Raw genomic sequence first — 25,253 nt, 5'->3', positions numbered from 1 at the left:
ACAGATATTTGTCATTGAATAAAAAATCGGGTACTCGGACTAATTTTTATGCGGATTTTAATTTACTCCTACAACTACTATCCAGAGCCAATTGGTATTGCCCCACTGATGACAGAATTAGCAGAGGGACTTGTGAAACGTGGGCATCAGGTGCGCGTAGTCACTGCTATGCCCAACTACCCTGAGCGTCAAATTTACCAGGAATATCGGGGCAAGGGGTATATCACCGAATACAAAAATGGCGTTCAAATTCAACGCAGTTACGTTTGGATTCGTCCACAACCCAACCTATTGGATCGGGTGTTGCTAGATGCTAGTTTCGTTGTCACTAGTTTTGTGCCCGCTCTCATCGGTTGGCGTCCAGATGTGATTCTTTCAACATCGCCATCCTTGCCAAGCTGTGTACCAGTAGCTCTTTTAGGATGGTTACGTGCTTGTCCTGTAATCTTAAATCTACAAGATATATTACCAGAAGCGGCTGTCCATGTCGGTCTACTAAAAAATAAATTGCTTATAAAGTTATTTGCAGTCTTAGAAAAATTTGCCTACCACACTGCCAGTAAAATTAGCGTCATCGCCGATGGGTTTGTGGACAATTTGCGATCTAAGGGCGTAGAAGCTGACAAAATTGTGCAAATTCCCAACTGGGTTGATGTAAATTTTATCCGCCCTTTGCCTAAAGAAAATAACCCTTTCCGCGCAGCACATAATCTGAATGGCAAATTTGTAGTGCTGTATTCTGGTAACATTGCCCTAACCCAAGGCTTAGAAAGCGTCGTCAAAGCTGCTTCTATGTTGCGCCATATCCCAGAAATTGTTTTTGTCATCGTTGGAGAGGCAAAAGGTTTACAGCGATTGCAACAGGAATGTCTAGACTGCGGCGCAGATAATGTTTTGCTCTTGCCGTTTCAACCCCGCAAATCTTTGCCACAAATGTTAGCAGCTGCGGATGTGGGCTTAGTGGTGCAAAAGAAAAATATTGTATCCTTCAATATGCCGTCAAAAATTCAAGTGCTACTTGCCAGTGGAAGGGCTTTAGTTGCTTCTGTTCCCGATAATGGTACAGCAGCACGAGCTATCAGGCAAAGTGGCGGCGGAGTTATCGTTCCTCCAGAAGATCCCCAAGCTTTAGCGACGGCAATTTTAGATCTGTACCAAAACCCCGAAAAAGTCAAAACTCTAGGTTATAAAAGTCGCCAATATGCCGTTGAGCATTATGCTTTTGAGCAAGCTCTAAATCAGTATGAGTCCTTGTGTTACTCATTGATGCCAGATCGCAGATCAATTCAGTCCACAATAATTACGAAACAAGAAGTTTAATCTTTACCATAAATTTATATTTTATACCTGCATTTGCAATAAGATCCCATATATAAAAATTGGTCTTCTGCCTTTAAGGGACTTGCAAAAAATAAATTATCCCAAATTATTTGGAGATTTGTAGGGGTGAAAGTCCTTGTGCCCCTACGTACTGGAAGCCCTTAATTATAGGTAGCAGGAGATTTTGAGGGTAGCTAATTCTATTAACCCAAGTTGTGGGCGATCATAACTATGGTAGAACTTCGCACGGGTAATGGAAAACGAACTACAGAGAACGCAGAGGACACGGAGGAATGAGAGTTTGAGAGGGTTTTTGCGTAAGTCCTATATGGGACTAGTATTTGATTTTTTAAATTACTTGTAGAGATAGGGAACGGAGAACAGATCGGGTGATTAACTTCGATAAAATCACTATGGTGCTAGTTAAACTTTCCCAAATCTAATGAAAAGCGATATCTCCGATGGGCTACGCCCATGCTCTTCTTTCCAACCCTCCCTTCAACGTCCTGAACTACTTGCGCCAGCAGGTAATTGGGACTGTGCTAAAGCTGCTGTGGAAAATGGGGCAGATGCGATTTACTTTGGTTTGGATCGGTTTAACGCGAGAATGCGGGCACAAAATTTTACCGAGGCAGACTTACCCCAATTGATGAAATTCTTGCACCGTCGGGGCGTCAAGGGTTATGTCACTGTCAACACATTAATATTTCCCAAAGAACTAGCAGAGGCGCAGCAATATCTCCGCACAATTATTGCCGCAGGTGTGGATGCAGTGATTGTTCAAGATGTGGGGATATGCCTTCTCATCCGTCACCTGTCGCCCGATTTTCCCATCCACGCTTCAACCCAAATGACAATCACCAGTGCGGCTGGGGTGGAATTTGCTAAGTCCCTCGGCTGTCAATTAGTAGTGCTGGCGCGTGAATGTTCTCTTCAGGAAATCAATAAAATACAGCAGCAGATTGCCCTACAGGAAACTTCGCTGCCATTGGAAGTCTTTGTTCACGGTGCTTTGTGCGTGGCATATTCTGGCCAGTGTTTGACTAGTGAGGCTTTAGGCGGGCGTTCTGCTAACCGAGGTGAATGTGCCCAAGCTTGCCGGATGCCCTACGAGTTAATCGCTGACGGACAAGTTGTAAATTTAAAAGAACGCAAATATTTACTCAGTCCTCAAGACTTAGCAGGGTTGGATGTTTTGCCTGATTTGGTGAAATCAGGAGTAACCTGTCTGAAGATTGAAGGTCGTTTGAAAGCTCCAGAGTATGTTGCTAATGTCACCCGTGTTTATCGGCAAGCCCTGGATGGGGTGATGACAGAATTGGAAAGAGCTAACCCCCTAACCCGCTTTTCTGGTAGGGAAGGGGGAATAAAAGCTCCCCTCTCCGAAACAAAGAGTGGGAGAGGTCAAACAGACCAAGAACACTACAACCTAGAAATGGCATTTTCTCGCGGACTTTACACGGGCTGGTTTGGTGGGATTAATAATCAGGAACTAGTTCACGCCCGTTTTGGCAAAAAACGTGGGGTTTATTTGGGTGAAGTCACTCGCATTTATAACGAACAGGTAACAGTCAATTTGGAAGCGCCTGTAAAACCAGGGGATGGAATTGTCTTTGACTGCGGTCATCCAGAGGCGAAGGAAGAAGGCGGCCGGGTTTATGCTGTGATGCCTAAAGGTAAAGAAACTATACTGACCTTTGGTCGAAATGACTTGAACCTGCGCCGTGTGCATATAGGCGATCGCATTTGGAAAACCAGCGATCCAGAATTAGATAAGCAACTGCGTCAGAGTTTTGCTGGCGAGAACCCACAATTTCAGCGTCCCATTAATATAGAAATTTATGGAGAAGTTGGTCAACCATTAATTGCGATCGCTCGTGATCAACTCGGCAATATTATACAAGTAGAATCTGTAATTTCACTCCAAGAAGCACACACAAAACCCCTCGATACAGGCCGTTTACAAGAACAATTCGGTCGTTTGGGTAACACCCCCTTCTCTTTGGGAACGCTAACCAACCATCTTAGTGGTGCTATCATGCTACCCGTAAGTGAATTAAACCGGATGCGCCGGGAAATGGTGGCACAATTAGAAGAATTGCGGAGTCAACCCAAACGCTGGGAATTACGTTCTGATGTTTCTTTCCAAGATTTACTCCCCTCTTCATCTCCCTTATCTCCGTTATCCCCTTCACTCATCGTCTTAGTACGTAACCTCAAGCAACTCCAGTCCGCGCTCAAAGCTGGTGTTGAAACGCTGTACTGTGAATTTGAAGATCCCCGTGCCTACCGAGACGCGGTGCAAATGGTACGCCAACTAAGACAACAATCCCCACTCCCTACAATTTGGGTTGCACCACCCCGAATTACCAAGCCGGGAGAAAACTGGATTTTGCAGCAAGTACGTGCTTGTGGCGCAGATGGTTATCTGGTGCGGAACTATGATCAACTACAATTTTTTGCCGCAGACCGTTGTATCGGAGATTTCTCACTCAACGTTGCTAATCCTTTAACAGCAGATTACTTTCAGCAACGCTTTGGTTTAGAAAGGCTGACGGCATCCTATGACCTAAATATTACCCAACTGCAAGACCTGCTCACCAGTTGTCCACCCCAATGGTTTGAAGTGACAATCCATCAACACATACCCATGTTCCACATGGAACATTGCGTATTTTGTGCCTTTCTATCGACGGGTACAGATTATACAAACTGTGGACGACCTTGTGAAAAGCAGGAAGTGAAATTAAAAGACCGTGTAGGTAGCGAACACGTCCTCAAAGCTGATGTAGGTTGCCGTAATACTGTATTTAACGGCACTGCTCAAACCGGAGCCGAGTACGTACAGCGTCTTATAGAACTGGGTTTAGGTAACTTCCGCATCGAATTTGTGAATGAAACACCAGAACAAGTGAATAAAACGATACATCGCTATCGCCAACTATTGCAAGGCGAAATTACAGGTTCCCAATTATGGCGCGAGTTGAAATTGCAAAATCAGTTAGGAGTAACTCGTGGCCCTATGGGAGTGTCAATGTAATTCGTAATTGATAGTTTGTAATTTGTAATTACAATCAGCACGGGCATAATCATTATTATTTATGAATAATATTTCCACAAGCAATAATTGGGACACTTCCCTGTACGAAGATAAACACGCCTTTGTCTGGAGGTATGGCGAGGACTTGTTGCAATTACTCAACCCTCAGCCAGGAGAATCGATTTTGGATATCGGCTGCGGTACTGGACAACTCACAGAAAAAATTGCCCAAAGTGGGGCTGAAGTAATGGGAGTTGATCAGGCATCCACGATGATAGAAAAGGCAAGACAAAACTATCCCCATATCCGCTTTGACATTGCTGATGCTGGAAACTTTCAAGTAGATAAGCCATTAGATGTTGTGTTTTCCAACGCTGTATTACATTGGGTGAAAGAAGCAGATAGCGCGATTGCTTCCATACATCAATCCCTAAAACCCGGAGGGCGTTTTGTGGCAGAATTTGGTGGCAAGGGAAATGTAAAGGCGATCGCTACAGCTTTAGAACGCGCCTTAGAAGCAATTAATATCTCCGCACAAGCCCTAAATCCTTGGTATTTCCCTAGTATCGGCGAGTACGCCACCCTACTAGAACACCAAGGCTTTGATGTAATCTATAGTACTTTGTTTGCTCGTCCAACTCCTTTAGCAGAGGGAGAAGCAGGTATGGCAAACTGGATTCAGATGTTCGCTAGTGCCTTTTTAGCAGGACTTTCTGGTGAGCAACAAATACAAGTAATTCGCGTCGTGGAGGAATATCTCAAGCCAACCCTGTATCAACAAGGAACTTGGATAGCAGACTATCGAAGAATTCGCATCGTTGCCATCAAACTTTAAAATATGCGAATTTTTGCTATTGCCTTAATTACGAATTACGAATTACGAATTACGAATTAGTATCAGCTATGCGTATACCTAAATTGTGCGATGCCTGCGGCGGGCTGCGCCAACGCCAGATATCGTTATCATTACTACTAACCATTATCACAGCTTTACCAGTCGCGCCCTCATTAGCGCAAAGGCCCCCAATCCCATCGCCCTCTAGTGCGCCTTTAGAACTAGACTTATTGACCAAGCCAAAAGACTATGTAATCACAGCTAACACCATTCATCCAGAAGGATTAACCGTTCCTAGTTTATGGTGGGCACAACAAAACTCTGAGAAAAAGCTATTAGATAATTGGATAGCATATCCAGCTTCTGACAAAGAACCTGCACGAGTAGACTTGATCGTGAATCAGCAAATTTGGAGCTTACTAGAGTATGTAGAGCGCTACGACTTCGTAAATCGTTTGGGTAGTGCTGCACGGAACTTTGGTTACAATGTCCGGGTATTTAACTATCAAAAAGAACCTTTGGCAACCTACACTTGTAACTTTAATACAAGTCCAGCTTTATGCAGTATCCAAACGAGTATTAAGAACAAGATAGGGTTACAGCGTTCTTCCTAGGGACTGGGGGCTGGGGAGATGGAAAAATTTTAATGCCCAATGCCCGATTAAACTTTCATTCTGGCGAATAAAGACTCGTATTGTTTTATTGCTGATGGCGGTAAAGGGAGCAAAAATTCACTTTTATCGAAAACTGCGTGATTGCTCTCTAACAGGCTCCATAATGGTTCTTGGATATCGGAAGCGGTAATATTTGTAGAAATTGGCGAATTACTTTTGGTCAGTGCCGAAATTTGTTTAGCTGTGCTTGGTTGCCAACAAAAATCAATCCATTGATCTGATAAAGTACCCGCGGTAATCCCTGCGGGACGTACCCACATATCTGCCCAGATTGCTGTTCCTGACTGGGGGATAACTGCGGCAAGTTGCGGATAACGTCCTAAAACTTGCAGCACATCGCTTGACCAACCAACCGCTAGCCAAGTGTCTCCCATAATTAGAGGTTCCAGGTAGTGATTGGAACTGTAAAACTTCACCTGTTGGTTTAATGTCTGTAATTCTTTTGCCAAATCTGCTACTTGGTCAAGATTCTCTGTATTGTAAGATTTTCCTAGCTTCTTTAGAACTAAACCAATAACTTCTCGTGGTTGATTAAGCAGAGAAATGTGCTGGTGTACTCCATCTCGCCACAAATCGCTCCAGTCTTTGGGTGCCCATCCCAATTTTTCTAACTTGTCACGGTTATAAACAATCATTGTGCTACCCCACCTGTAAGGCGCACCCCATACTTTCCCTTGAGTATCCAAATTACCTTGTTCGTTGCGTGTTACCAGTTGTTTCCACCTTTCATTTAAAGCAGACCACTGCTTTAATTGGTTTTCCTGTACTTCTTGGAGTGGTTGAATCAATTTTTGCTCAATGGCTGCTTTTAGCCAGTAATCTCCTAATGTAACTAGGTCTGAATCAGGCACTTTTTGACCTTGCCTAAAAGGTATAAAGCGGCTCCATCCCTGCTCATCATTGGCTTTTGGTTTCTGCTGCCAATTTTGTAATTGCTGAAATAAATCCTGTATCCGCTCAACAGGTGCAAACTTTAACTGCACCTGTTGCTGCAAACTTTTGTGGAACTGATTAACCACCTGACCAGGTATAGAACCTTTTAATAACTGTACTTTTAGTTGTCTCTGGTTGTTTCCACCACAGCCAAAAAGCAGTTGTGAAAGTGCCAGTGTGCTTGTACCTAGTAAAAAAGACCGTCGATCCATTGATTTTGGATTTGAAATTTTGGATTATACCTAATATTAAGCAGAGATTCACCAGAGGTTGACTAGCTAAAAAAGTAGAGTTGGAAAATTATAGTTATTTTCTCTTAAAAATACCGATAATTTGAATATTTGACTCAAATTAGCGATTTTTTGGTCAAATTGCTACCTAAAGATTAATTTATCTTCATAAATTTCCTTAGTGGTACTTATGCCCAAATTTTTCTTATATTGAGAAGTAATGATTTAAATGTCACATTTGCACCAAAAATTATCAATACTTAAATAATCCATAAGTATAGTTAAGGTTGAGAGTAAATTGAATAACATATAGAAAATGTACGGTTGAGGGTATTAAATGGAGCCATTACAGAAGCAAATCCTGACTTTAAGCGAAAAACTGGATGCCCTCTGCCAAGTGATTGAGCAGCTTGATGGTAAAGTCACTCAAGCTTTCTCAGAGTGTTCTTTAGCGAATACACAAGCAAAGGATAATTATCAGGAAAATGGCGCGGCTGGTGGCTACCAGTTCAGACGTAACAATTTAAATCCAGAAATGGAACACAAGGATGTCTTGATAGATGGCATTTATCTAGATATGCATCGTCAAAATGGGGATAACATCACACCAGAAATTCAAATACAACGACTGACAGCACAATTAACAGCAGCATACAATCGCATTGCGGCTTTAGAAGAACAATTACTTAGAGAGAGAATTCATTAAATTTAACCTGAGTTTAAAGAATAAAAATGCCTAGAGGTAGGGAATGCTTGCCTTTAGGTTCAATATTAGGTAATTGCTTTAGAAGCATAAATTAGGTATGAACAATAATCCAGCCATCAAATTTAAATAAGCAGAGTTAGGAGACGGTAGTCGTCTGTCCTATTAATTTTGATTGCTTGTAGAGACGAGAAATCTCGCGTCTCTACAGCATTTTGGTGGCAAATCAACTAATCAAATTTAATGACATGATATTAATCGTCAGGGTTGTGACTTGTTCATTGTAAATGCCTCATTCACAAAGCACAATCCTTAAGGCAAATTTTCTCGCAGCAATGCTCGAAAGCCTGCTTGTTGAAAATGCTCATCAGCAGTCAATGCTTCAGTTATTCCACTATATTGCATCACAATAAAAGACACGCAATCGACAAATCCCCACTCTTTTTCTGTTCGTTCCCGATATAGCTCGAAAGCACGCTCGTAGAGTTCCTGTGAGAGGGGAACAATTTCTACTTTGGAGTCTGCTACTAGAGAATTTAATAATATGATTGCTGCCTGACGATAAGGTTGTTGCGATAAAGCATTGCCAATTTCCAACATTACTGCCTGTGTTGTCACCAAACGAGTTTCTGATGCTTGTAATATTTTAGCTAGATATAAGGCTCGGTCATGCAAGCGATCGCTCGGTGCAGACAAAGCAATGGCAAATGATGTATCAAGAAAGACTTCAGAATCCATGAAAAATTCACTTGCTGTACAAATATTTATCTATATTGGCAGACCAGTCAGGTGGGCCATCTAGGTTTAGCGATCGCGCCGTTTGCAGAAATGATACCGTTTCATATTCACTTGGCGGTAAAATTTCAATACTGATTCGCACGCGGGTATTGATTGGCAGTGCGATCGGTTCAGCTGGATAGAACACTTTGCCATTAAACACAGCTGTAATTTTTTCTACCATTTTCTGTTAAAAAGTACTTTTAGTCTATCCTAAGCTGGCTGTGGTGATACGAGTAGCCTAGACGACGCAAAAACTCTAACTCAATAAATGCATTCCCATCCACATGATAATCAGGAAAGCCCCACTTAACAAGGTTTTTAGGACTATAAGTCATAGTATTTCACTCGTGCCTTCTGAACTCTTTTAGGTGCGTCACAGGTTGCATAAATTCACTACAAACAAGCTGATAGTGTCAAAATGTTATGTGTATAGTTTCTTTACAAAGTCATTTATGCCGAAAGCAATTTGGAATGGATCTGTTTTAGCCGAGAGTGATAATACTGTAGTTGTAGAAGGCAACCATTATTTCCCTGTTGACACCATTAACAAACAGTACTTCACAGAAAGTAACACCCATACTACTTGTCCTTGGAAAGGTGTCGCCAGTTACTACAGTATCAAAGTTGATGGGCAAATCAATAAAGATGCTGCTTGGTATTATCCCAACGCTAAGGAGAAGGCTAAGAATATTGAAGGCTATGTCGCATTCTGGAAGGGTGTAAAAGTCGAGGCTTAATAAGGCTAAAGCTTCCTCGAAGTGTTTTAGTTTCAGATAGTTGATATTACGTCCAACTATTTGCCCATAAAATAATTAGCCCGCTTATACGGGCTAATTATTTAAACTATTTGCAAATTTATTTAAACTGTTTTTGTCATCACTGTTTTGACGACAATAGACAAGAATTTTAGAGCCTCAAGAGGCAGGAGGAACCCACGCTTTACGATTTCACAAAATCTTACTTTTTTCTTGACTACATCTTTATCAAACTCAAATTTTACAGCTGGTTTATCATTTTATGGGTCTGGGGTATCACACGCACATACTTGAGAAACCCCTTCATCAAAGCTTGCCACATCAAAACTTGATCGCTCGAAGGTGCAAGCATAGGTACTGGGGCAAACTGTTCTGATACTGGCAAAGGCGTAACTGGTTGTAAAAATACAGAGATATCTGGACTAACCTCTGCCACCAAGGAAGCTGAACGTTCTAACTCGGCGGGATCTGTGTTTTGAGACACAATTATCTTGACAAAAACATTTAAATATGAATCATGACATAACTGGAGACATTTACTATGTTCTTGCCAATGATTTTCGCCGCTAACACTAGGCAATTTGAAATCCATGCCCACAGAGTCTAAGTAGGGGAGAATCATCGCTAGTTGTTCTGAGCGATGTCCACCAGTCTCTAAGTATATAGGTAGACCAGTTATGGCTCGCACTTGGGGTAGAAACTGCGTTAAAAATGGGGCATGAAGAAGTGGTTCGCCTCCAGTTAAGCTAATGCTATCGTGTAGACAAGGTAGATTTTGCTGTTCCACCCATTCTAGTAATATAGGTAATGAGACAGGGTTAGAGTGAATTTCAAAATCGCGCAATCCAGGCGATCGCTCTATCCGACAAGTAGCCGGTGCATTCCAAGTATGGGCACTATCACAAAAGTTACAGCGCAAATCACACAAAGCAAAACGAATAAATATCTGGCGTGTTCCTACATTCAGCCCTTCTCCTTGAATGGCAGAAAAGACCTCAATCAGGCGTGCGGTGGGTGTAACCGTATTTTTAGCAATCATTTGATGAGAGCAACGCGATCGCGTTGCGTCGGCACAACAGAAAGGATGTTTTTTGGCTTCTTATTCTATTGTGAATCGTCGCTAACGATCTCCAATCTCAGCCCCGGTAAATAATGATTAGTCCTTATTACTACTGATTCCAATATTTAGGTTAGGTAATTTTCTAGGACAAAATAATCTTTAGCATATTACATTATACATGGCAACGAAAGTGCAGAGCTTCATGACTAGCCAACCGACAGAGGTCGATTTTCCAGTTAATTCCCTAAACGACACGGCTATAGTGCAGGTGCCAACGCGCTTGAGCGTGCTAGAGGCTTTAGGCTTTAAGCAAGCCTGCCAAGGCTTAATCCAGCCCAATTCAAATCTCAAGCAAATCATCATTGATTTTCACCAAACTACTTTTATGGATAGTAGTGGTTTAGGTGCTTTAGTTAGTAATTTTAAATATGCTCAAACAAATGGGATTACATTAACACTGCGGAATGTAACACCTCAAGTAATGGCAGTTCTAAAACTCACCGGATTAGATCAGGTTTTTCCCTTAGAGCCTGTGGAGGATGGGTCGTTAATAGAACAAGATGACTTAGTAGATAATCGGAAGACAACTTCTCGTAAAGTCGAGCATTTACCCACTACTCACCCTTCTATAGCATCTTGGATGAAACGGTTATTAGACATTGTGGGATCAATAGTCGGTTTATTAATTACAGGAGTTTTATTTATTCCGATTGCGATCGCTATTCAAATTAATGATCCCGGCCCCATTTTCTTTAGCCAAATCCGTTGTGGTTGGATGGGGAAACGGTTTAAGATTTGGAAATTCCGCTCTATGTGTGTGGATGCGGAAGCAAAAAAATCCCAAGTTAAAAACCAAGTACAAGGTGCGTTTTTCAAAAATGAGAATGACCCCAGAATTACTAAGATCGGGCGCTTTTTACGACGAACTAGTCTTGATGAGTTACCTCAATTTTGGAATGTCCTCAAAGGAGAGATGAGTTTAGTCGGTACTCGACCACCCACGCCCGATGAAGTAGAACGCTACGAAGTACCAGAATGGCAACGTTTAGATGTCAAACCCGGTATGACTGGCGAATGGCAAGTAAACGGACGTTCTACAGTCCGCAGTTTTGAAGATGTAATTCGCCTGGATTTGCAATATCAAAAAAATTGGAGTTTGGTGTACGATTTAAAGCTAATTTTCAAAACTATAGCTATTCTGTTTAATAGAAACAGTGGTGCTGTTTAGCTAACTACCCTTATTCACAATTTTTTGGTAACTCCCAACTCTCACCATATTCTTCAATACACCCAAGCCTATTTTAGGCTTGGGTGTATTTTAGTTTTACTTACAGCATCACCCAAGTTTCGATTTTGGATTAACCACATTGATTAATCATCTTTCTTGAAACAAAGATATTTATTTTTGATCCTCGGTTAAAATTGGAAGCTTGAAACCAAGTTTTAATTTTGGATTTTGAATCACTCAATCCAAAATCCAAAATTGAAAATTTGGTAATCCTGTATATGAGATTATCCCACAGTCTTCTGAACACCAACTACTTCAACCTGCTGCGCTTCTGGCAATAAACGCTTCATACCTTGCTTGACAAACCCCTGCAAAAAACCAATCTGCTGATTTTGCTGAAATACCTTTTGCAAAGTTTGCCGCAAATTCTCCAAATTCAAATTATTGCCAGAATCTATTGCTATTTCCTGTTGTTGGAAATATTCAATTAAACTTAACCCTGCGACTCTAGTCAGATAAGCTGCACTTACTCCCTGGACTACGCCACCAGCAACGAAAGTAACAGCATTACTTTTAAGAACAGTACTAATCGCCTTTGTAGAAAGTTCAACTAAACCGAGTTTCAGCATCAAACTTCCCATTGTTCCAGCTACAGTTTGCGCCTGTTCTAGGGAAAATTTTTGCTGATAAATATTACCCAAATCCATTACCATTTGAGCATTAATTGCCGCAGTTGCAAGGATGTCAAGGACTGGGACTGGGTTAGCAAAGGCAGCAGCAGCACCTATCCACTGATATTGTTCAATAATTGGGGTGGCGCGATCGCGTCTGGTTCCATTCAACCAGTTTTTCGCCTCAGCTTTCAACAACCCGGCTTTTCTCATGGTTGTTACCCAAACTAGCCGTTGTCCCTGCTGTACCAAAACTTCATCCAACTGCTGCGTCAACTGCTGGATATCTGCTGCTGGTTGTTCCATCCACTCTTGCATAGAACCATCAGCTTGATGCTTTCGGACTTTGATGGCAATGGGAGAAGCCGCAGTTGCAACTACATTTCCCTGCATTCGCTGTTTCAATGACAGCAAGATGCTGGCGCTTTCATCGGCTAAATACTGGTCTTGTTTGTTGAAAACCAGGATTGTGGGCTGATTTGCTGCTTTTAGCTGCTGTAAGGTTTGAAATTCTGAATCTGTTAAATCACCATTTGTCAGGAACAGAACAAAATCAGATTTTGCTACTTCTGCCAAAATAGCTGTATCTGAATTTTCACCCATTTCTCTAAACAAAGGTGCTGTTTCTTCTAGAGACACCAAATTTCGTGTCTCTAAATTTTGTTTTAGCACTTCAATTAAAGTGCTTTTACCTACGGATTTACCGCCAGTCACAGCAACTTTAATTTTTTGTCTGTCTAATTCCAACAACAATTGGGCAACTTCTTCTCTGAGTGTCTGTAATGCCGGATGATTTTGTGCTTCTTGTGCCAGTTGGTTAATTACAGTTTCAGTTTTAGCAATCGCACTTTCTACAGTCGCCCGATCCATAACCATACCATTTAGCTGCTCCAAACTGTCTTTCGGGCGATTTTGTTGGAATAACCACAAACCACCGCCTACAGCTAAGGCACTCAACAAACCAAACTCACTCACCTGCACTATAGAATCGTGCCAACTTTGTAACATCCACAGAGAAAAGGACAGTCCCAATCCTCCCACTAAAATTGGTCGCTGCAACTTCACAACCATGATTCTCCGCGCCTTTTAGATGGCTATTTCTTCCAGAATAGATCAAAATAAGATAAAAACCCTGCAATCAGTAAAGATTGCAGGGTTTTTATCTTATTTTTTATTTGGTGGCGGGAAGTGGATTTGAACCACTGACCTTCGGGTTATGAGCCCGACGAGCTACCAGGCTGCTCTATCCCGCGTCGCTCTTGACCTTTTTATCATAACCTATAGTCAAGAGTTTGGCAACTACAAAAATGATAATTCTCCAATTACTTCTAAACGCTTGTATTTTCCTAAGGTGACAAACTTTTCTGAAAGGCTTTCGGCGGCACTAGGACTAATCCAACCCATCTGCTGAAGTAAGTGAATCGCAACGGCATATTTTGCTCGTTTTGCCCCATCCATGACTTTGATTGCTAATCCCAAGCCTTCACCGAGTCTACCAATGCACTGCACTCCTTCGGCACCAGTTTTACTGACCAGTTCCCCTGGAGTTAAGCGCATCAGTTCCGTATCAAATTCTCCATCTCCTGCTACCATCGCGGGGTGATGAGTCATAGCACGGACAATGCGCTCCATATCTAAGTTGGTACTAGAGGCTAATAGTGCATACAAAGATGCCATGTGCCCAAGTTGCATCAGATAAGTTGGTGCGCCACAGTCATCATGAGCGCTGATAAATTCTGCTGCTGGCATTCGCAGCAACTCTGCTACTTTGCCCAAAATTAACTGCTGTATTGGGTGCTTACGATCCAAGTAGTTATTCAAGGGCCAATGGCGTTGCTGACAAACGGCTAACATTCCCGCGTGTTTGCCAGAGCAATTGTATTCCAGAGGACTGCGCTTATCATCAGGAATTGGACACTGGAGTATAGTCGGGTCGAGATCAGCTCGCCAAAGGATGTTAAATACCTGTCGGACTTGATCTATTCTTCCTTTATGGGAACTTGTAATAATTGCTAAATCCCGATCGCTGAGGTTATAGCGTTCCAGTGTACCTGTTGTGGTGACAGCAAGTGCCTGAAATGGTTTGAGCGCTGAACGGATAAATGCAGCAGTTTCAGAATTTCCGGCAACGGTTAGAACCCGTCCTCGGTCGTCGCAGACAACAGCTTGGACTATATGCCTGGATTCAATAATACCTTCCCGCAGCAACCGGACTTCCAGTGCTGTGGCTTGAGTTCGTTTTCCCATTGTCATGGGTTTATATTTATCACCTTTTTTAATTAATTAGTCATTGGTCATTAATCATTAGTCCTTAGCTAATGACTAATGACCAATGACTAATGACTCTTTAAAACAAATGCCAGACTATAGTACCAGTAACGTACATTCCCGCCAAGCCAGCGAAGGTAAATTGTAACCGCCGCAGAATGGGTTTGATTTCGTATGAGACAATTAAGCGATCGCGGTTGAGGATTTCTTGTGGCTTTGTCCAAGTTTGGCCGTCGTACCAGCCTGACTCTTCATAAAATACTGTGGGACTGCAAAGGCGATCGCACACGTAGAACCAGCCTAAGTACAATCTTACCAGTATCAGCACTAAGCCGACACTGGCTCCTGCTGCACCACAGAGTATAAAATGTGCAATATACTTGTGAGGGGGAAAACTTGCCGCAGCAATAGGCCCTGCAAAGAGCCAAGATAAACCCCAAATCCAAGCAAGTTTCGTGATATACTCGCGCCAATCTAAAGTGGCATCACGAAACAGCCAGGAAGCTTTTAACTCTTCGTACTCATTGAGCGGTTGTTGGTCTGTAGGAACTGGGCAGTTTGAAACCGAAGACCTAATCATGTTGGCTTACCCTCACCCTCATCAGATTCTGGAAGGGAAATACGCTCTGCATGAATCCAGAACGCTTCTAAATTATAAAACTCTCGTTCTTTGGGCATCATGATGTGAACGATCACATCACCGTAGTCTTGTAGTACCCAACTTCCCTCGACTTTTCCTTCTGTCCTTAAGGGACGGCGTTGCAGTTCAGTTTCGACTTTTCCTTCAATTGCTTGAGCGATCGCCCTGACCTGTACCTTAGAATAGCCTGTCATCATCACAAAGTAATCCGCTAGGTAAGATACCTCTGCCACTTTGAGCAATAAAATCTCACCTGCTTTGCGATCTGATGCCGCTTCTGCGATCGTTGCAGCTAATTTTCCGCTGGCCTCTTCGGTTTGAGCATGGCTTTTTACCACACTCTTCGTCAGTGGGACAGATTGTAATGGGAAATTTCCTTGGAAATAATCAGTCATTAAACCTCAGGTGCTTTCTTCCTTTTGAAACAATTGTTTACATTTACTTACAAATAACAAACAATTGATCTGACAAATGTGTCAATAGGTTTTTTTGAATACTAACAAAAAAACGGGTGTCTATGGGGCTGGTTTGATAATTGACTATTTAGTTTTTGACACCAGCAATTAGCAGCACACGGTTAAGGGCGCACAGCTACAAGAAGGATGTATATTCCCTTGTGTGTACATTGTCCAATAATATTAGCTATGCTGTAAATAGAGACTTAGCTAAAGGTGGGAATTAACCATGTCAGAAACATCATCTGCAAAAGATTGCCGTATCGATTTACGAGTCACCCAAGAGCAAAAAGAACTATTAGAACGGGCTGCAAGTCTCAAAGGAATTTCTTTGAGTGCTTATACACTTTTTCATCTTTTGCCACTTGCCAAGCAAGATATAGATGCAAATGAAAGGCTGGTGCTGTCTAATCTTGATAGAGATTTGTTTATGTCAGCAATGGAAAACCCGCCAGAACTGAAGGGAAAACTCCAATCTGCTATTCACGAATATAGACAGAAGTATGACAAGTGATAGCGAGGCAAGATGGAATTTCGTACCAATTGATAAAAAGTATCAAAGAGATTCTTTTGATTGCGGTTATGCAATTTTGAATGATTATCTTAAAAAATATGCATGGCAAAATCATAATAAAGGAATTGCTAAAACATTTGTAGCAATTTCGGCATCAGGTAGCTTGAAGATTGATGGCTATTATACTGTCAGTGCCAGCGTTATTAAGTATGAATCATTACCGGAATCCTATAATCGTAGAATGCCTGCCTATCCGATTCCAGCAATGCTGATTGGGAGATTAGCTGTAGATAACTCGATTAAAGGACAAGGTTTGGGAGGTGAATTATTAGCTGATGCTTTCTATCGTGCTGTTCGTGCTTCTCAAGAAATTGGTATAGACATCGTGAGAGTTGATGCTATCGATTTGCAAGCAAAAGAATTTTATCTCAAGTATGAGTTTATTCCTTTTCAAGATAATGATATCTCATTATTTTTGCCGATAGCAACGATAGTTAGAGAGTTTAGTTAACAGAGCTATATAAATTTTAAAGGTTACTGTGAAAAGAGCGATCGCTTTTCATCAGATTTGGAGAGTGCTAAGTAGCATTAGCTAATTAGCTTATCCTGTGATCTTGTACTTACTTAAAAAGTATTCTAGTTCTTCATCACTACCATACCTACTTAAAACTTGAAGTCTTATCTCAGTCCTATTATCTTCAGGCCAATCTTCTATATCTGTGTAACCTCTAGGAAAGCCTAATGCTTCCTCCAAATCTTCGATTGACCATCCAAGTTTTTCAAGCCCTTTCACAGTGAAAATTATTCTAGGATCAACATAAACGTCACATTTTCGATAGCATTTGCAAATAATTTCTAAAACTTCAGTAAAATAGTTATGACAAAGTGGAAGCACTTCACCATCAGGAATGTCTTTTACATTTAAATCTTTTGTAAATTCAAATCTATAAGAATAGACAATCTCAAGAGGTTGTCCTCCAAAGAAACCACTGTGAGTAATAGGAATGGTTCCTGTCTTCTGAACTTGATTTCTTAACTCCACAAAATATTTAGCAAGATTACTACTTTTTAATTTCTCTTGCTGTTGAGGATACCATTCATTAAAACCAGGGTATTTAGACATGACAGCTTGCAGACAGAAAGTAATACTTCTTGCAGCCGAAACGAACGCACTAAATATATACTTAAATTCTTGGTAGCTGTCTTGTTTGTTTTTCAACATATCGAGGAAATAATCTGTTTCGGCAACTTTATCAACTACAAGGTAAAACCCTTTCTCAGGAAAAATAAATTTATCTGTGTTTTGATTCATAAACTCTACTATTTAGTAATTTATATTTTATTTATATAGTACATTTATACTAATGAGATAATAACACAGTTGTTTAAATTTAGGGTAAATGCCCAAAAAAATCAGAGAGTTAAAATCAATTTTGTTGAAGGCTGGGTTTGTCTATCGTCCTGCTAAAGGTAGTCATACCTTCTGGACTCATCCATTGATACCTGACGAACCAGTTACGATTGCGGGAAAAGATGGAGATGATGCACCCCAATACTTGGAAAAGCAAGTCAATCGTGTTTTGAAACAATTAGAAAAAATAGAGGAGGAATAATGAACGATCGCTACAGTATGGTAATTCAATGGTCAGATGAGGATAATTGCTACTTAGTACACTTACCGGAATTCCCTTGGCAGCAATTCCACACTCATGGTAAGACTTATGAAGAAGCCGCTAAACATGGACATGAAGTGATTGAATCTCTGATTGAATGGTATGAAGAGCAAAGAAAACCTCTACCAGAGCCAATTACTTTCCCTCAGAAACCATTAAAAGTGGCTTAAGTCTTTTTAAGATACTCTGCACAAGTAGGGTCGCACCTTAGCCCAATTCTTCAACATCAGCACTTTCCCCTTCCGACTCAACAGGCTCAAACTTAACTTTGTTGTATAAATCCTGTAGAGAAATCTCAAAGGGTACAGTTACAAGTGCGATCGCTTCATCTTCTTCATCATATTCACGAAGCGCCCATTGCTTTTTCCCGGTTTTGGAAAATTGATCTACATGAATCCGTGTTTGGTCAATTAATAAATATTCTTGGAAAGTTGAAATAGTTCGATAAGCCTGAAATTTATCTTCGCGATCGTAGCCTTTGGTTGATTTTGATAAAACCTCAATAATGATCTGTGGGTTGATAATTATATCGCTCCGGTTGTTGAAATATTCCGGTTCATCCGCCAGAATCATCACATCGGGATAGGTGTAGGTAAGCTTTTGAGGTATCCACAGACGAACATCACTCATAAAAACCCGGTAGTTCTGCTTTTTAAAAGCGAAATTTAACTCAGTACTTAAGTTGAGTGCTATCTGATTATGATTTACTGTCCCACCTGCCATAGGAATTATTTGCCCATCAATGTATTCACTTTTGTAGTCAGCAGCTTCTTCTAGCTCTAAATATTCCTCTGGGGTATAGTATCGCTGTTTTGTTATTTGCATAATTTTATCAGGTAGCAATGTTTAACGATACGGAGCGTCTAGTGACCCATATTTACCGAACAGGTTAACATGGTTTGATAGAGGTACTATGTGCTTTGTACAAAGTGAGCGTAGGCGTAGCTCGCCGTAGGCATCGCTATCTCAATTAACAAAGATTACTAGCTTCCTTTCCTATTGATAACCGGCTGCTTGTAATAGAAACAACTTGGCATAACGTCCTCCTACCTTTAATAATTCTTCGTGAGTTCCTTGTTCTATAACTTCCCCGTTTTCTATAACTAGAATTTTGTCAGCCATCCGTACCGTCGAGAAGCGATGGGAAATCAAAAGTACCATCTGATTTTTAGTAACAGTACGAAAATGATTGAAAATCTCAAACTCAGCTTGGGCATCTATTGCTGATGTTGGTTCATCTAACACCAAGATATCTGCTTGTGATCGCATAAAAGCACGAGAGAGAGCAATTTTTTGCCACTGTCCCCCCGAAAGTTCCTGTCCTCCCTTAAACCAACGACCAAGCTGAGTCTGGAAGCTTTGGGGTAATTGGTCAATAAAAGATTGGGCCATGCCTTTTTCAGCAGCAGTTTGCCAACGGGTTTTGTTTTCGAGATGTTCTACATCACCCACGCCAATATTCTCGCCCACAGTGAATTGGTAGCGGACAAAGTTCTGAAAAATCACACCAATCCGACGCCGCAGCACATCTACATCCCATTCCTGCAAGTCCAAGCCATCTAAGAAAATTCGCCCAGAGTCAGGGGTGTAGAGTCGGGTAAGTAATTTGATTAAGGTAGTTTTACCAGAACCGTTTTCACCGACAATTGCCAGTTTTTCTCTCGGTTTCAAATGCAGCGAAATGTTTGTCAACGCTGGCTTGGAACTTCCTGGATAAGTAAATGATACGTTTTCAAAACGGATACCATCTTGAGGATTTAACCCAATGGTTGCCTTACCCCAAGACTTTGGTACTTCCTCTTCTAGAAAATCATAGAGATTTGATAGATATAGGTTATCCTCATACATCCCTCCAATAGAAGTGAGGGCATTAGAAAAAGTAGACTGTCCTTGGCGAAACACAGTGAGATACATTGTCATATCTCCCAAAGAAATCTTACCTCGCACTGTTTCGAGTACAATCCAAGCATAAGCTAGGTAAAAAGCCCCAGTACTAACTAAACCTAGGAGATACCCCCACAACCCTCGCCGCAGAGTCAAATCACGGTCTTCGCCATATAGTTGCTCAAACAGGTTGCGGTAACGTCCTAGCAGCATTTTTCCCAGCTGATAGAGTTTGACTTCTGTAACGAAATCTTCTCTTGCTAGCAGATTTTCTAAGTAGTGCTGTTGACGAGTTTCTGCCGCACGCCAACTAAACAAGCGAAAGCCTTCTCCAGCAAACTTTGTTTCAGCAATAAATACAGGCATAGCTGCCAAAATCAGCACCACTACTGCCCAACCTGAGAAATTTACTAGCAAAATACCGTATGTGAACAGGGAAAGAGCATTTTGCACTAACCCAAAGGTGCGGTTTACTAAGGAAAGCGGACGAACTGATGCTTCTCGTCGGGCATTGGTCAATTTGTCATAAAATTCTGAGTCTTCAAACTGCCTAAGATCGAGTGTCAGCGCTTTTTCTAAGATGAGTACATTCACTCGCTGACCCATTAGCGCCCGCAATAACGACTGACAAATTGTAATTCCTCGTTGACTGCCTGCTAGTAAAATTACAGCGATCGCTTCTAATCCTACATAAGATAGGGAAGGATAAATATTGACAAAACCATTGCTCTCTGAGTTAACTTGAGAGGCAAGTACCACTGCATCCACAATTAACTTACTGATGTAAGATATCGCCGCCGGTAAAAGACCAGCAACTATTGTTAAACTCGCCAGAAGAATAGTAAGCGATCGGCTAGTAGTCCATACTAAGCTGACAGCCCGTCCACTGTAACGGAAAACCGTCAGTGATTGGCGCAGGATATTTCTTTTTTTTTAATCTTCATCTTTTTTTGGACGACATACCCCACCTTGGGCGGATCTTCCTGACTCTATTAAATCTTTATAAATTTTACCAAGAAATAAGTCATAACTCAGAATTATGAGACGGATATTCTGAATTCTGACTCCTGTTTATATTTTTATCCCCACAATCTCCGACCTGCTTTCCCACTTAATTTTTGGTGAGCATCTTTCAATAAAGTTGGAATATCTAACTTTTCTGGACACCGAGGCAAACAGTCACCGCATTCTGTACACCGATTGCCTTTCATGCCAGGGAACCAGTGACCAGCATTTTCAAACATTCCATAACGATATTGGCCGTAATCTTTCATATCGTATGCCACAGTGAGATTACGTAACCGTAATATCTCTGGAATATTGATATTTTCTGGACAGGGCAAACAAGCATAACACTGGCTACACTTATCAGTTTTTAAAACAACTTTTTGATGATTTTTTAATTTCTGAAAAGCAGCAATTTCTGCTGATGTTAACTCTCCATCACGGTCAGCGATTCGCAAAGGTTCTATTAATTCATCTGGGTTTGCTGGGCCTATACTCAAAGTATTAATACGGTTGTCAGAAAGTAAAAATCTATAGTTTAATTCCAAGGGTAAATACGGATAACACAGGTCTTTTAGAGTCTGAGGTGGCGTGTAGAGGCGTCCTCCCTTATCAGCAGGGGAAATAATGAAAATACCCATGTCCTTTTCGGCAGCTAGTTGAATCGCTGGTGCGTGCCGTTGAAAAAAATAATAATAATGCAGATTGATAAATTCAAAAAAATCTGTATTAATTGCAGCCTGAATTAGCTCTAATGACCCGTGGGTAGAAAAACCAACGTGTCGGACTCGACCATCAGCAACAGCTTCCTTCACAGCTTGCATACAGCCATTTTTGGCTTGTACCCACTCTAAATGTTGCCAAGTGTTCAAACCATGAATACCTAAGCAATCTAAATAATCTACCTGTAATCGTTCTAGGGATTCGTCGATGCACCGACGCATGGTATCAGCATCTGCTGTGGCTGAGATTTTGGTAGTGACATAAAGCCTCGTTCGGGGTACTGACAACCCAGCTTTTAACGCCCTACCAAGATACTCCTCGCTTTTACCGTAACCTCTGGCAGTTTCTAAATGATTAATTCCTAGTGCTAAGGCTTGTTCAATGATTTGGTGAGCATTTTCAGAATCAGCCAAGTAGCGCATTGTTCCCAGAGAAAAAACTGAGAGGTAGAGATTCGTTTTTCCAAAGCGTCGGTATTGCATCTTTAACAAAGAGTTAGGAGTTAGAAGTTAAGAGTTGAAAAAAGTAATTTATAACTCATAACTCCTAGCTTTTTTGCTTAGTAGTTAAGAGTTGAAGCAAAATCACTCCTAACTCATAACTTATAACTCATAACTTTTTTAACTATCGCTATTATCAAAGCGCTTGATCAAATCTTCAGGACGGAGATTGGAAATAAATTCACGGAAGGCTTGCTGTTCGGCTTCATCTGCATCGCGGTCAACAGGGATAGAAGCATCGGCAATCACTTCTTCCATTACCCAGATGGGGGTATTTGTACGGAGAGCAATAGCGATCGCATCGCTAGGACGCGCGTCAATTTCTTTTTTGACTTCGCCTTGCTGGACAATTAAAGCTGCATAAAATGTATCCTTTTGCAGGGAATGAATAATTACCTTTTCTAAAGTCATGTTCCAAGTCTCTAGAATATTCACAATCAGGTCGTGAGTTAAGGGTCTGGGAGGCTTCTGATTCTCCAGCGCACCCATAATTGCCCTAGCCTGTTCCTGACCAATGTAAATTGGCAAAGCCCGTCGATCTGAAGAATCTTTCAAAAGTACGATTGGGCTGCGGGTTATGGCATCTAATGCTATGCCAGCGACTTTCATTTCAATCATTGCCTAAGCCTCTACAATGCTTCGAGAGCCTTGGATGCCGTGTAACAAATAATACCCCTTTTTAGGCGGTTTGGCGACAGGAATAAACATAAGCATTCGTTCTCTATAATTGCTTCTATTAAACTCCGAACTTGTGGTGAAAACCAGAGTAAGTCAAACTAGTCTTCTTAGACAATAACCTTCTTACCCAAGTATGCCTTGTGAAGGATGCTAATGTGTTAATATTCCTATACGAAAAAAAGTCAGAAAATATACTTGGACGCTCAAGATTTCTGTGACAATTACCAATTGACTTCAGCCAAAATTAGGCAATAAATAGAGATAGTTTGACAAAAAAGCCGTGTTTACAGGATTAATCCAAGCATTAGGAACGATGGAACCCTTAGGGGGTGATTATTGGCAAATTACTTGTGAAAGCCAGTCGGGTGAAGTAATTATGCAAGATTTGGCTTATGGTGACAGTGTTGCTGTAGATGGCGTTTGCCTGACAGTAGAAAAAGTTTTAAAAGACGGGTTTATTGCCACTGCTTCACCGGAAACTCTACGTCGCACAACTCTCGGCGGTGAGCAAACGCAACAGAGATATGTCAATTTAGAAGCGTCGCTGAAGGTAGGCAGTAAAGTTGGTGGTCATTTTGTGATGGGTCATGTAGACGGCATCGGTCGATTGCTAGTGGCAGAACAAACGGCTAGTTCTTGGGAAATGACCTTTATTGCATCCGAGGCGATCGCACGGTACATTGTCCCTAAAGGTAGCATAGCTGTCAATGGCATCAGCCTCACAGTAGCCGCTTATGAGCCAGAACTCTCTCAATTCAAGGTGGCGGTAATTCCCCTCACATACAACGAGACAAATCTTCGCTATCTGGTTTCTGGCAGTTGGGTAAATCTAGAAGGGGATATTCTCGGCAAATACGTGGAAAAATTTCTTTACTCTAACAATCCCCACACCACCCTTGATGACAATAGTATAGATGGCATTACACCCGCATTCCTAGCAGAACACGGGTATTTGTAATTTAGGAATGGGGAGTAGAGAGTGGTGAGTAGGGTATTAAAAATGGGGTATGGAGCATTAGTTATTCTCCCCCTACTCCCTCTACTCCCCCTACTTGCTCTGCTCCCCCTGCCCCTCAACTTCTTCTAGCTACCTGGTTTTTGGCTTACCTGAGTAGTTTGTAAGCCTAGTACTAACTGACTCAGACCGCTTTGTAAATGTACACCTGGGTCAGTAGCAACCCACCCGTTTGGTGACAGATGACGGACTTCAAAGTGCAGGTGGGGGCCTGTAGAGTTGCCGGTACTGCCAACTCGACCGATGACAGTTCCAGGTTCTACCCACTGACCGGGTTGAACAAAGATTTCTGACATGTGAGCGTAGAGGGTTTGTTGAGCCGATTTGTGATTCAGGGTAACGGTTAAACCATAACCGCCCAACCAGTTAGCAGTTTCTACTTGACCAGCAGCAGCTGCCAAAACTGGCGTACCTGTAGGCGCACCTATGTCTGTACCAGCATGGAAGCGTTGATTACCTGTTATTGGATGAACTCGCCAACCAAATACAGAAGTGATGGAAGCGGGAATAGACAGGGGATACATCATTCCCGTACCACTATAGGCGACTCTCCCCGTGTAGGGGATTTGCGGCAATACTGATGCTAGCGAGAAGTCGTAAGCTACGTTGCTGGGACGGGGTGCAATGTTGCCATCTGCCATTGGTGGAGGTAAAGTTCCGCCACTCGGTGCGATGGGAGTTGCGCTCACTCTTGTGGGGCTGAACTCGCCGGGACTTGGGATAAAGCGATTCGGGCGAAATGCGCTCTTGGTGACACCATTAGAACCACTTTGAGCAGCACGCCATCTGCTGGTGTTGCCAGTAGTTGCAACCTGGCGCACGGGTGAAACTACTGGTAATTGTGCATTTTGACTTCTTCTGAGCCAATTAGGTGCTGGTTTACCATTAGAATCAGCTACACTCCTTTGGGGTACTTTGGCGCAAACACCACCTAATACGCTTTGCCCTGAAGGTAAGATGGCTCTACAACCACTGGAACGTTCTGTGAGAATTACGGAATTTGGTGCTTGATAAGTACCTGTAGCACCACTGTCATAACTATTAGGATCAATATAGGCGTTATTATAATCCTTGATTTTCCCCGCCGTTGCCCTGACAGGGCTATTCGAATTATTTGATGGTTGAGCAACCTCTGGGAGTTTTTCAGGTAAGGAGCGGGCAGGGGTATTGGGTTTTTCCTGTCTTACCCGTGTAGGAGTAACCTGGGAGGCTTCTACCTTGGGCTTAGACTGTCTAATAATAACAACAGGTTCAGCAACTTCGATTTTGGGTGTAGACTGCCTAACTGGCTCTTTTGATTGAGCAACCTCTGGCTTGCTTAATCTCTTTCTGAGTCTGGTTCGCCGTTGGGAAAATTCCGGTTGCGCTGACGCTGCTTCGGGCGCAACAACCTGTCTTTTAACTGGATTTGTAACTGCTGTTGGCTGAGAACTTTCAACTGTGGGAACGATATTGTCTATTTGTGTTTCTGTTTGAGCAAACACAAAGCCGCCGCTAAGGAGGCTGAAGCTACTCAGCCAACAGAGGCTCTGAGCTGGTAGCGTTGAAGCAAAACGTTTTTTCGTAAGACCTTGCTGCCATAAGTAATGCAAACGATGATGGGCAGAATTATTGCGCTGCGTCATTTTTTCTCTCAGTTGTGTGTAATTAGCCTAAAGAGATGATGCTA

26 protein-coding genes and 1 tRNA gene are annotated in these 25,253 nt (G+C 41.9%); 12 read left to right on the top strand and 15 right to left on the bottom strand.

Annotated elements, in window-relative coordinates:
* Positions 1-48: 48 nt before the first annotated feature.
* From H6G97_RS15330 to H6G97_RS15315, 4 genes are all read left to right on the top strand, one after another.
* On the top strand, positions 49-1,320 hold the full coding sequence (locus tag H6G97_RS15330; protein ID WP_190941579.1) for a glycosyltransferase family 4 protein: 1,272 nt from the start codon (positions 49-51) through the stop codon (positions 1,318-1,320).
* Positions 1,321-1,762: 442 nt separating this feature from the next.
* The gene (locus tag H6G97_RS15325; protein ID WP_190941577.1) at positions 1,763-4,360 is read left to right on the top strand and encodes a U32 family peptidase; all 2,598 of its coding nucleotides are present in this window, start codon (positions 1,763-1,765) and stop codon (positions 4,358-4,360) included.
* Positions 4,361-4,421: 61 nt separating this feature from the next.
* A complete protein-coding gene (locus H6G97_RS15320; protein WP_190941575.1) occupies positions 4,422-5,195 on the top strand; it encodes a class I SAM-dependent methyltransferase in 774 nt (257 codons plus the stop codon).
* A 68-nt stretch (positions 5,196-5,263) separates the two neighbouring features.
* Positions 5,264-5,809, top strand: coding sequence for a hypothetical protein (locus tag H6G97_RS15315; RefSeq protein ID WP_242054939.1), 546 nt, complete (start codon positions 5,264-5,266; stop codon positions 5,807-5,809).
* Between the two features lie 47 nt (positions 5,810-5,856).
* Here H6G97_RS15315 and H6G97_RS15310 read toward each other — a convergent pair whose 3' ends face one another.
* Positions 5,857-7,014: an extracellular solute-binding protein gene (locus H6G97_RS15310; protein ID WP_190941573.1), complete on the bottom strand. Its 1,158-nt coding sequence runs from the start codon at positions 7,012-7,014 to the stop codon at positions 5,857-5,859.
* Positions 7,015-7,369: 355 nt separating this feature from the next.
* On the opposite strand from H6G97_RS15310, the gene H6G97_RS15305 reads away from it, so the two are divergent.
* Positions 7,370-7,738 (top strand): hypothetical protein, encoded by a 369-nt coding sequence (locus H6G97_RS15305; RefSeq protein WP_190941571.1) that lies wholly within the window; start codon positions 7,370-7,372, stop codon positions 7,736-7,738.
* Between the two features lie 309 nt (positions 7,739-8,047).
* Here H6G97_RS15305 and H6G97_RS15300 read toward each other — a convergent pair whose 3' ends face one another.
* Positions 8,048-8,473, bottom strand: a complete 426-nt coding sequence (locus H6G97_RS15300; RefSeq protein WP_190941569.1) for a type II toxin-antitoxin system VapC family toxin — start codon at positions 8,471-8,473, stop codon at positions 8,048-8,050.
* Between the two features lie 7 nt (positions 8,474-8,480).
* Positions 8,481-8,696, bottom strand: a complete 216-nt coding sequence (locus H6G97_RS15295) for a hypothetical protein (protein ID WP_190941568.1) — start codon at positions 8,694-8,696, stop codon at positions 8,481-8,483.
* Between the two features lie 271 nt (positions 8,697-8,967).
* Here H6G97_RS15295 and H6G97_RS15290 point away from each other — a divergent pair, with 271 nt between their 5' ends.
* Positions 8,968-9,252, top strand: coding sequence for a DUF427 domain-containing protein (locus H6G97_RS15290; RefSeq protein WP_190941566.1), 285 nt, complete (start codon positions 8,968-8,970; stop codon positions 9,250-9,252).
* A 259-nt stretch (positions 9,253-9,511) separates the two neighbouring features.
* On the opposite strand, the gene H6G97_RS15285 is transcribed toward H6G97_RS15290, so the two are convergent.
* Positions 9,512-10,309 (bottom strand): 7-carboxy-7-deazaguanine synthase QueE, encoded by a 798-nt coding sequence (locus H6G97_RS15285; protein ID WP_190941564.1) that lies wholly within the window; start codon positions 10,307-10,309, stop codon positions 9,512-9,514.
* Between the two features lie 199 nt (positions 10,310-10,508).
* On the opposite strand from H6G97_RS15285, the gene H6G97_RS15280 reads away from it, so the two are divergent.
* Positions 10,509-11,558 (top strand): anti-sigma factor antagonist, encoded by a 1,050-nt coding sequence (locus H6G97_RS15280; RefSeq protein WP_190941562.1) that lies wholly within the window; start codon positions 10,509-10,511, stop codon positions 11,556-11,558.
* A gap of 284 nt (positions 11,559-11,842) precedes the next feature.
* Here H6G97_RS15280 and H6G97_RS15275 read toward each other — a convergent pair whose 3' ends face one another.
* From H6G97_RS15275 to rsfS, 5 genes are all read right to left on the bottom strand, one after another.
* Positions 11,843-13,300 carry a YcjF family protein gene (locus H6G97_RS15275; RefSeq protein ID WP_190941560.1) on the bottom strand — a complete coding sequence of 486 codons (1,458 nt, stop codon included), beginning with the start codon at positions 13,298-13,300 and terminating at the stop codon, positions 11,843-11,845.
* A gap of 105 nt (positions 13,301-13,405) precedes the next feature.
* Positions 13,406-13,482: transfer RNA gene (locus tag H6G97_RS15270), tRNA-Met, on the bottom strand.
* A 46-nt stretch (positions 13,483-13,528) separates the two neighbouring features.
* Complete coding sequence (locus tag H6G97_RS15265; RefSeq protein ID WP_190941558.1) at positions 13,529-14,482, bottom strand: asparaginase; 954 nt, start codon at positions 14,480-14,482, stop codon at positions 13,529-13,531.
* A gap of 94 nt (positions 14,483-14,576) precedes the next feature.
* Positions 14,577-15,077 (bottom strand): CGLD27 family protein, encoded by a 501-nt coding sequence (locus H6G97_RS15260; protein ID WP_190941556.1) that lies wholly within the window; start codon positions 15,075-15,077, stop codon positions 14,577-14,579.
* Positions 15,074-15,532 carry a ribosome silencing factor gene (gene rsfS / locus H6G97_RS15255; protein WP_190941554.1) on the bottom strand — a complete coding sequence of 153 codons (459 nt, stop codon included), beginning with the start codon at positions 15,530-15,532 and terminating at the stop codon, positions 15,074-15,076. The genes H6G97_RS15260 and rsfS overlap by 4 nt, the downstream gene beginning before the upstream one ends.
* Positions 15,533-15,821: 289 nt before the next feature.
* Here rsfS and H6G97_RS15250 point away from each other — a divergent pair, with 289 nt between their 5' ends.
* The gene (locus tag H6G97_RS15250; protein WP_190941552.1) at positions 15,822-16,106 is read left to right on the top strand and encodes a type II toxin-antitoxin system TacA family antitoxin; all 285 of its coding nucleotides are present in this window, start codon (positions 15,822-15,824) and stop codon (positions 16,104-16,106) included.
* Complete coding sequence (locus tag H6G97_RS15245; protein WP_190941550.1) at positions 16,096-16,617, top strand: GNAT family N-acetyltransferase; 522 nt, start codon at positions 16,096-16,098, stop codon at positions 16,615-16,617. Before H6G97_RS15250 ends, H6G97_RS15245 begins: the two co-directional genes overlap by 11 nt.
* Before the next feature lie 90 nt (positions 16,618-16,707).
* Here H6G97_RS15245 and H6G97_RS15240 read toward each other — a convergent pair whose 3' ends face one another.
* Positions 16,708-17,418, bottom strand: a complete 711-nt coding sequence (locus H6G97_RS15240) for a hypothetical protein (RefSeq protein ID WP_190941548.1) — start codon at positions 17,416-17,418, stop codon at positions 16,708-16,710.
* An 88-nt stretch (positions 17,419-17,506) separates the two neighbouring features.
* On the opposite strand from H6G97_RS15240, the gene H6G97_RS15235 reads away from it, so the two are divergent.
* Together H6G97_RS15235 and H6G97_RS15230 are read left to right on the top strand one after the other, a co-directional pair.
* Positions 17,507-17,719, top strand: coding sequence for a type II toxin-antitoxin system HicA family toxin (locus H6G97_RS15235; protein WP_190941546.1), 213 nt, complete (start codon positions 17,507-17,509; stop codon positions 17,717-17,719).
* Complete coding sequence (locus H6G97_RS15230) at positions 17,719-17,949, top strand: type II toxin-antitoxin system HicB family antitoxin (protein WP_190941544.1); 231 nt, start codon at positions 17,719-17,721, stop codon at positions 17,947-17,949. The genes H6G97_RS15235 and H6G97_RS15230 overlap by 1 nt, the downstream gene beginning before the upstream one ends.
* A gap of 37 nt (positions 17,950-17,986) precedes the next feature.
* On the opposite strand, the gene H6G97_RS15225 is transcribed toward H6G97_RS15230, so the two are convergent.
* From H6G97_RS15225 to H6G97_RS15210, 4 genes are all read right to left on the bottom strand, one after another.
* Positions 17,987-18,604: a Uma2 family endonuclease gene (locus H6G97_RS15225; RefSeq protein ID WP_190941543.1), complete on the bottom strand. Its 618-nt coding sequence runs from the start codon at positions 18,602-18,604 to the stop codon at positions 17,987-17,989.
* A 171-nt stretch (positions 18,605-18,775) separates the two neighbouring features.
* Complete coding sequence (locus H6G97_RS15220; RefSeq protein WP_190941607.1) at positions 18,776-20,584, bottom strand: ATP-binding cassette domain-containing protein; 1,809 nt, start codon at positions 20,582-20,584, stop codon at positions 18,776-18,778.
* Between the two features lie 158 nt (positions 20,585-20,742).
* Entirely contained in the window at positions 20,743-21,873 is a 1,131-nt protein-coding gene (locus H6G97_RS15215; RefSeq protein WP_190941541.1) for an aldo/keto reductase, read from the bottom strand.
* Positions 21,874-22,011: 138 nt separating this feature from the next.
* On the bottom strand, positions 22,012-22,509 hold the full coding sequence (locus H6G97_RS15210; protein WP_190941539.1) for a bifunctional nuclease family protein: 498 nt from the start codon (positions 22,507-22,509) through the stop codon (positions 22,012-22,014).
* 340 nt (positions 22,510-22,849) lie between these two features.
* Between H6G97_RS15210 and H6G97_RS15205 the strand changes: the two genes are divergently transcribed.
* The gene (locus H6G97_RS15205) at positions 22,850-23,527 is read left to right on the top strand and encodes a riboflavin synthase (RefSeq protein WP_190941537.1); all 678 of its coding nucleotides are present in this window, start codon (positions 22,850-22,852) and stop codon (positions 23,525-23,527) included.
* A 125-nt stretch (positions 23,528-23,652) separates the two neighbouring features.
* Here the strand turns inward: H6G97_RS15205 and H6G97_RS15200 are convergent, their stop codons facing one another.
* The gene (locus H6G97_RS15200) at positions 23,653-25,209 is read right to left on the bottom strand and encodes a M23 family metallopeptidase (RefSeq protein WP_190941535.1); all 1,557 of its coding nucleotides are present in this window, start codon (positions 25,207-25,209) and stop codon (positions 23,653-23,655) included.
* Between the last annotated feature and the right edge of the window lie 44 nt (positions 25,210-25,253).

The organism is Nostoc flagelliforme FACHB-838, from assembly GCF_014698065.1.
Taxonomy (GTDB): Bacteria; Cyanobacteriota; Cyanobacteriia; order Cyanobacteriales; family Nostocaceae; genus Nostoc; species Nostoc flagelliforme_B.
The sequence above is the reverse complement of the archived record's forward strand: the minus strand, read 5'-3'. Positions and strand labels throughout refer to the sequence as shown.

Bases quoted from the DNA above. Each gene is read 5' to 3' on its own strand.
- H6G97_RS15280 (WP_190941562.1), top strand. From the start codon at position 10,509: ATGGCAACGAAAGTGCAGAGCTTCATGACTAGCCAACCGACAGAGGTC.
- H6G97_RS15240 (WP_190941548.1), bottom strand. From the start codon at position 17,418: ATGAATCAAAACACAGATAAATTTATTTTTCCTGAGAAAGGGTTTTAC.
- H6G97_RS15215 (WP_190941541.1), bottom strand. From the start codon at position 21,873: ATGCAATACCGACGCTTTGGAAAAACGAATCTCTACCTCTCAGTTTTT.
- H6G97_RS15230 (WP_190941544.1), top strand. From the start codon at position 17,719: ATGAACGATCGCTACAGTATGGTAATTCAATGGTCAGATGAGGATAAT.
- H6G97_RS15330 (WP_190941579.1), top strand. From the start codon at position 49: ATGCGGATTTTAATTTACTCCTACAACTACTATCCAGAGCCAATTGGT.
- H6G97_RS15265 (WP_190941558.1), bottom strand. From the start codon at position 14,482: ATGACAATGGGAAAACGAACTCAAGCCACAGCACTGGAAGTCCGGTTG.
- H6G97_RS15320 (WP_190941575.1), top strand. From the start codon at position 4,422: ATGAATAATATTTCCACAAGCAATAATTGGGACACTTCCCTGTACGAA.
- H6G97_RS15310 (WP_190941573.1), bottom strand. From the start codon at position 7,014: ATGGATCGACGGTCTTTTTTACTAGGTACAAGCACACTGGCACTTTCA.
- H6G97_RS15235 (WP_190941546.1), top strand. From the start codon at position 17,507: ATGCCCAAAAAAATCAGAGAGTTAAAATCAATTTTGTTGAAGGCTGGG.
- H6G97_RS15260 (WP_190941556.1), bottom strand. From the start codon at position 15,077: ATGATTAGGTCTTCGGTTTCAAACTGCCCAGTTCCTACAGACCAACAA.
- H6G97_RS15210 (WP_190941539.1), bottom strand. From the start codon at position 22,509: ATGATTGAAATGAAAGTCGCTGGCATAGCATTAGATGCCATAACCCGC.
- H6G97_RS15300 (WP_190941569.1), bottom strand. From the start codon at position 8,473: ATGGATTCTGAAGTCTTTCTTGATACATCATTTGCCATTGCTTTGTCT.
- H6G97_RS15250 (WP_190941552.1), top strand. From the start codon at position 15,822: ATGTCAGAAACATCATCTGCAAAAGATTGCCGTATCGATTTACGAGTC.
- H6G97_RS15225 (WP_190941543.1), bottom strand. From the start codon at position 18,604: ATGCAAATAACAAAACAGCGATACTATACCCCAGAGGAATATTTAGAG.
- H6G97_RS15275 (WP_190941560.1), bottom strand. From the start codon at position 13,300: ATGGTTGTGAAGTTGCAGCGACCAATTTTAGTGGGAGGATTGGGACTG.
- H6G97_RS15200 (WP_190941535.1), bottom strand. From the start codon at position 25,209: ATGACGCAGCGCAATAATTCTGCCCATCATCGTTTGCATTACTTATGG.
- H6G97_RS15305 (WP_190941571.1), top strand. From the start codon at position 7,370: ATGGAGCCATTACAGAAGCAAATCCTGACTTTAAGCGAAAAACTGGAT.
- H6G97_RS15295 (WP_190941568.1), bottom strand. From the start codon at position 8,696: ATGGTAGAAAAAATTACAGCTGTGTTTAATGGCAAAGTGTTCTATCCA.
- H6G97_RS15285 (WP_190941564.1), bottom strand. From the start codon at position 10,309: ATGATTGCTAAAAATACGGTTACACCCACCGCACGCCTGATTGAGGTC.
- H6G97_RS15290 (WP_190941566.1), top strand. From the start codon at position 8,968: ATGCCGAAAGCAATTTGGAATGGATCTGTTTTAGCCGAGAGTGATAAT.
- H6G97_RS15325 (WP_190941577.1), top strand. From the start codon at position 1,763: ATGAAAAGCGATATCTCCGATGGGCTACGCCCATGCTCTTCTTTCCAA.
- H6G97_RS15245 (WP_190941550.1), top strand. From the start codon at position 16,096: ATGACAAGTGATAGCGAGGCAAGATGGAATTTCGTACCAATTGATAAA.
- rsfS (WP_190941554.1), bottom strand. From the start codon at position 15,532: ATGACTGATTATTTCCAAGGAAATTTCCCATTACAATCTGTCCCACTG.
- H6G97_RS15315 (WP_242054939.1), top strand. From the start codon at position 5,264: ATGCGTATACCTAAATTGTGCGATGCCTGCGGCGGGCTGCGCCAACGC.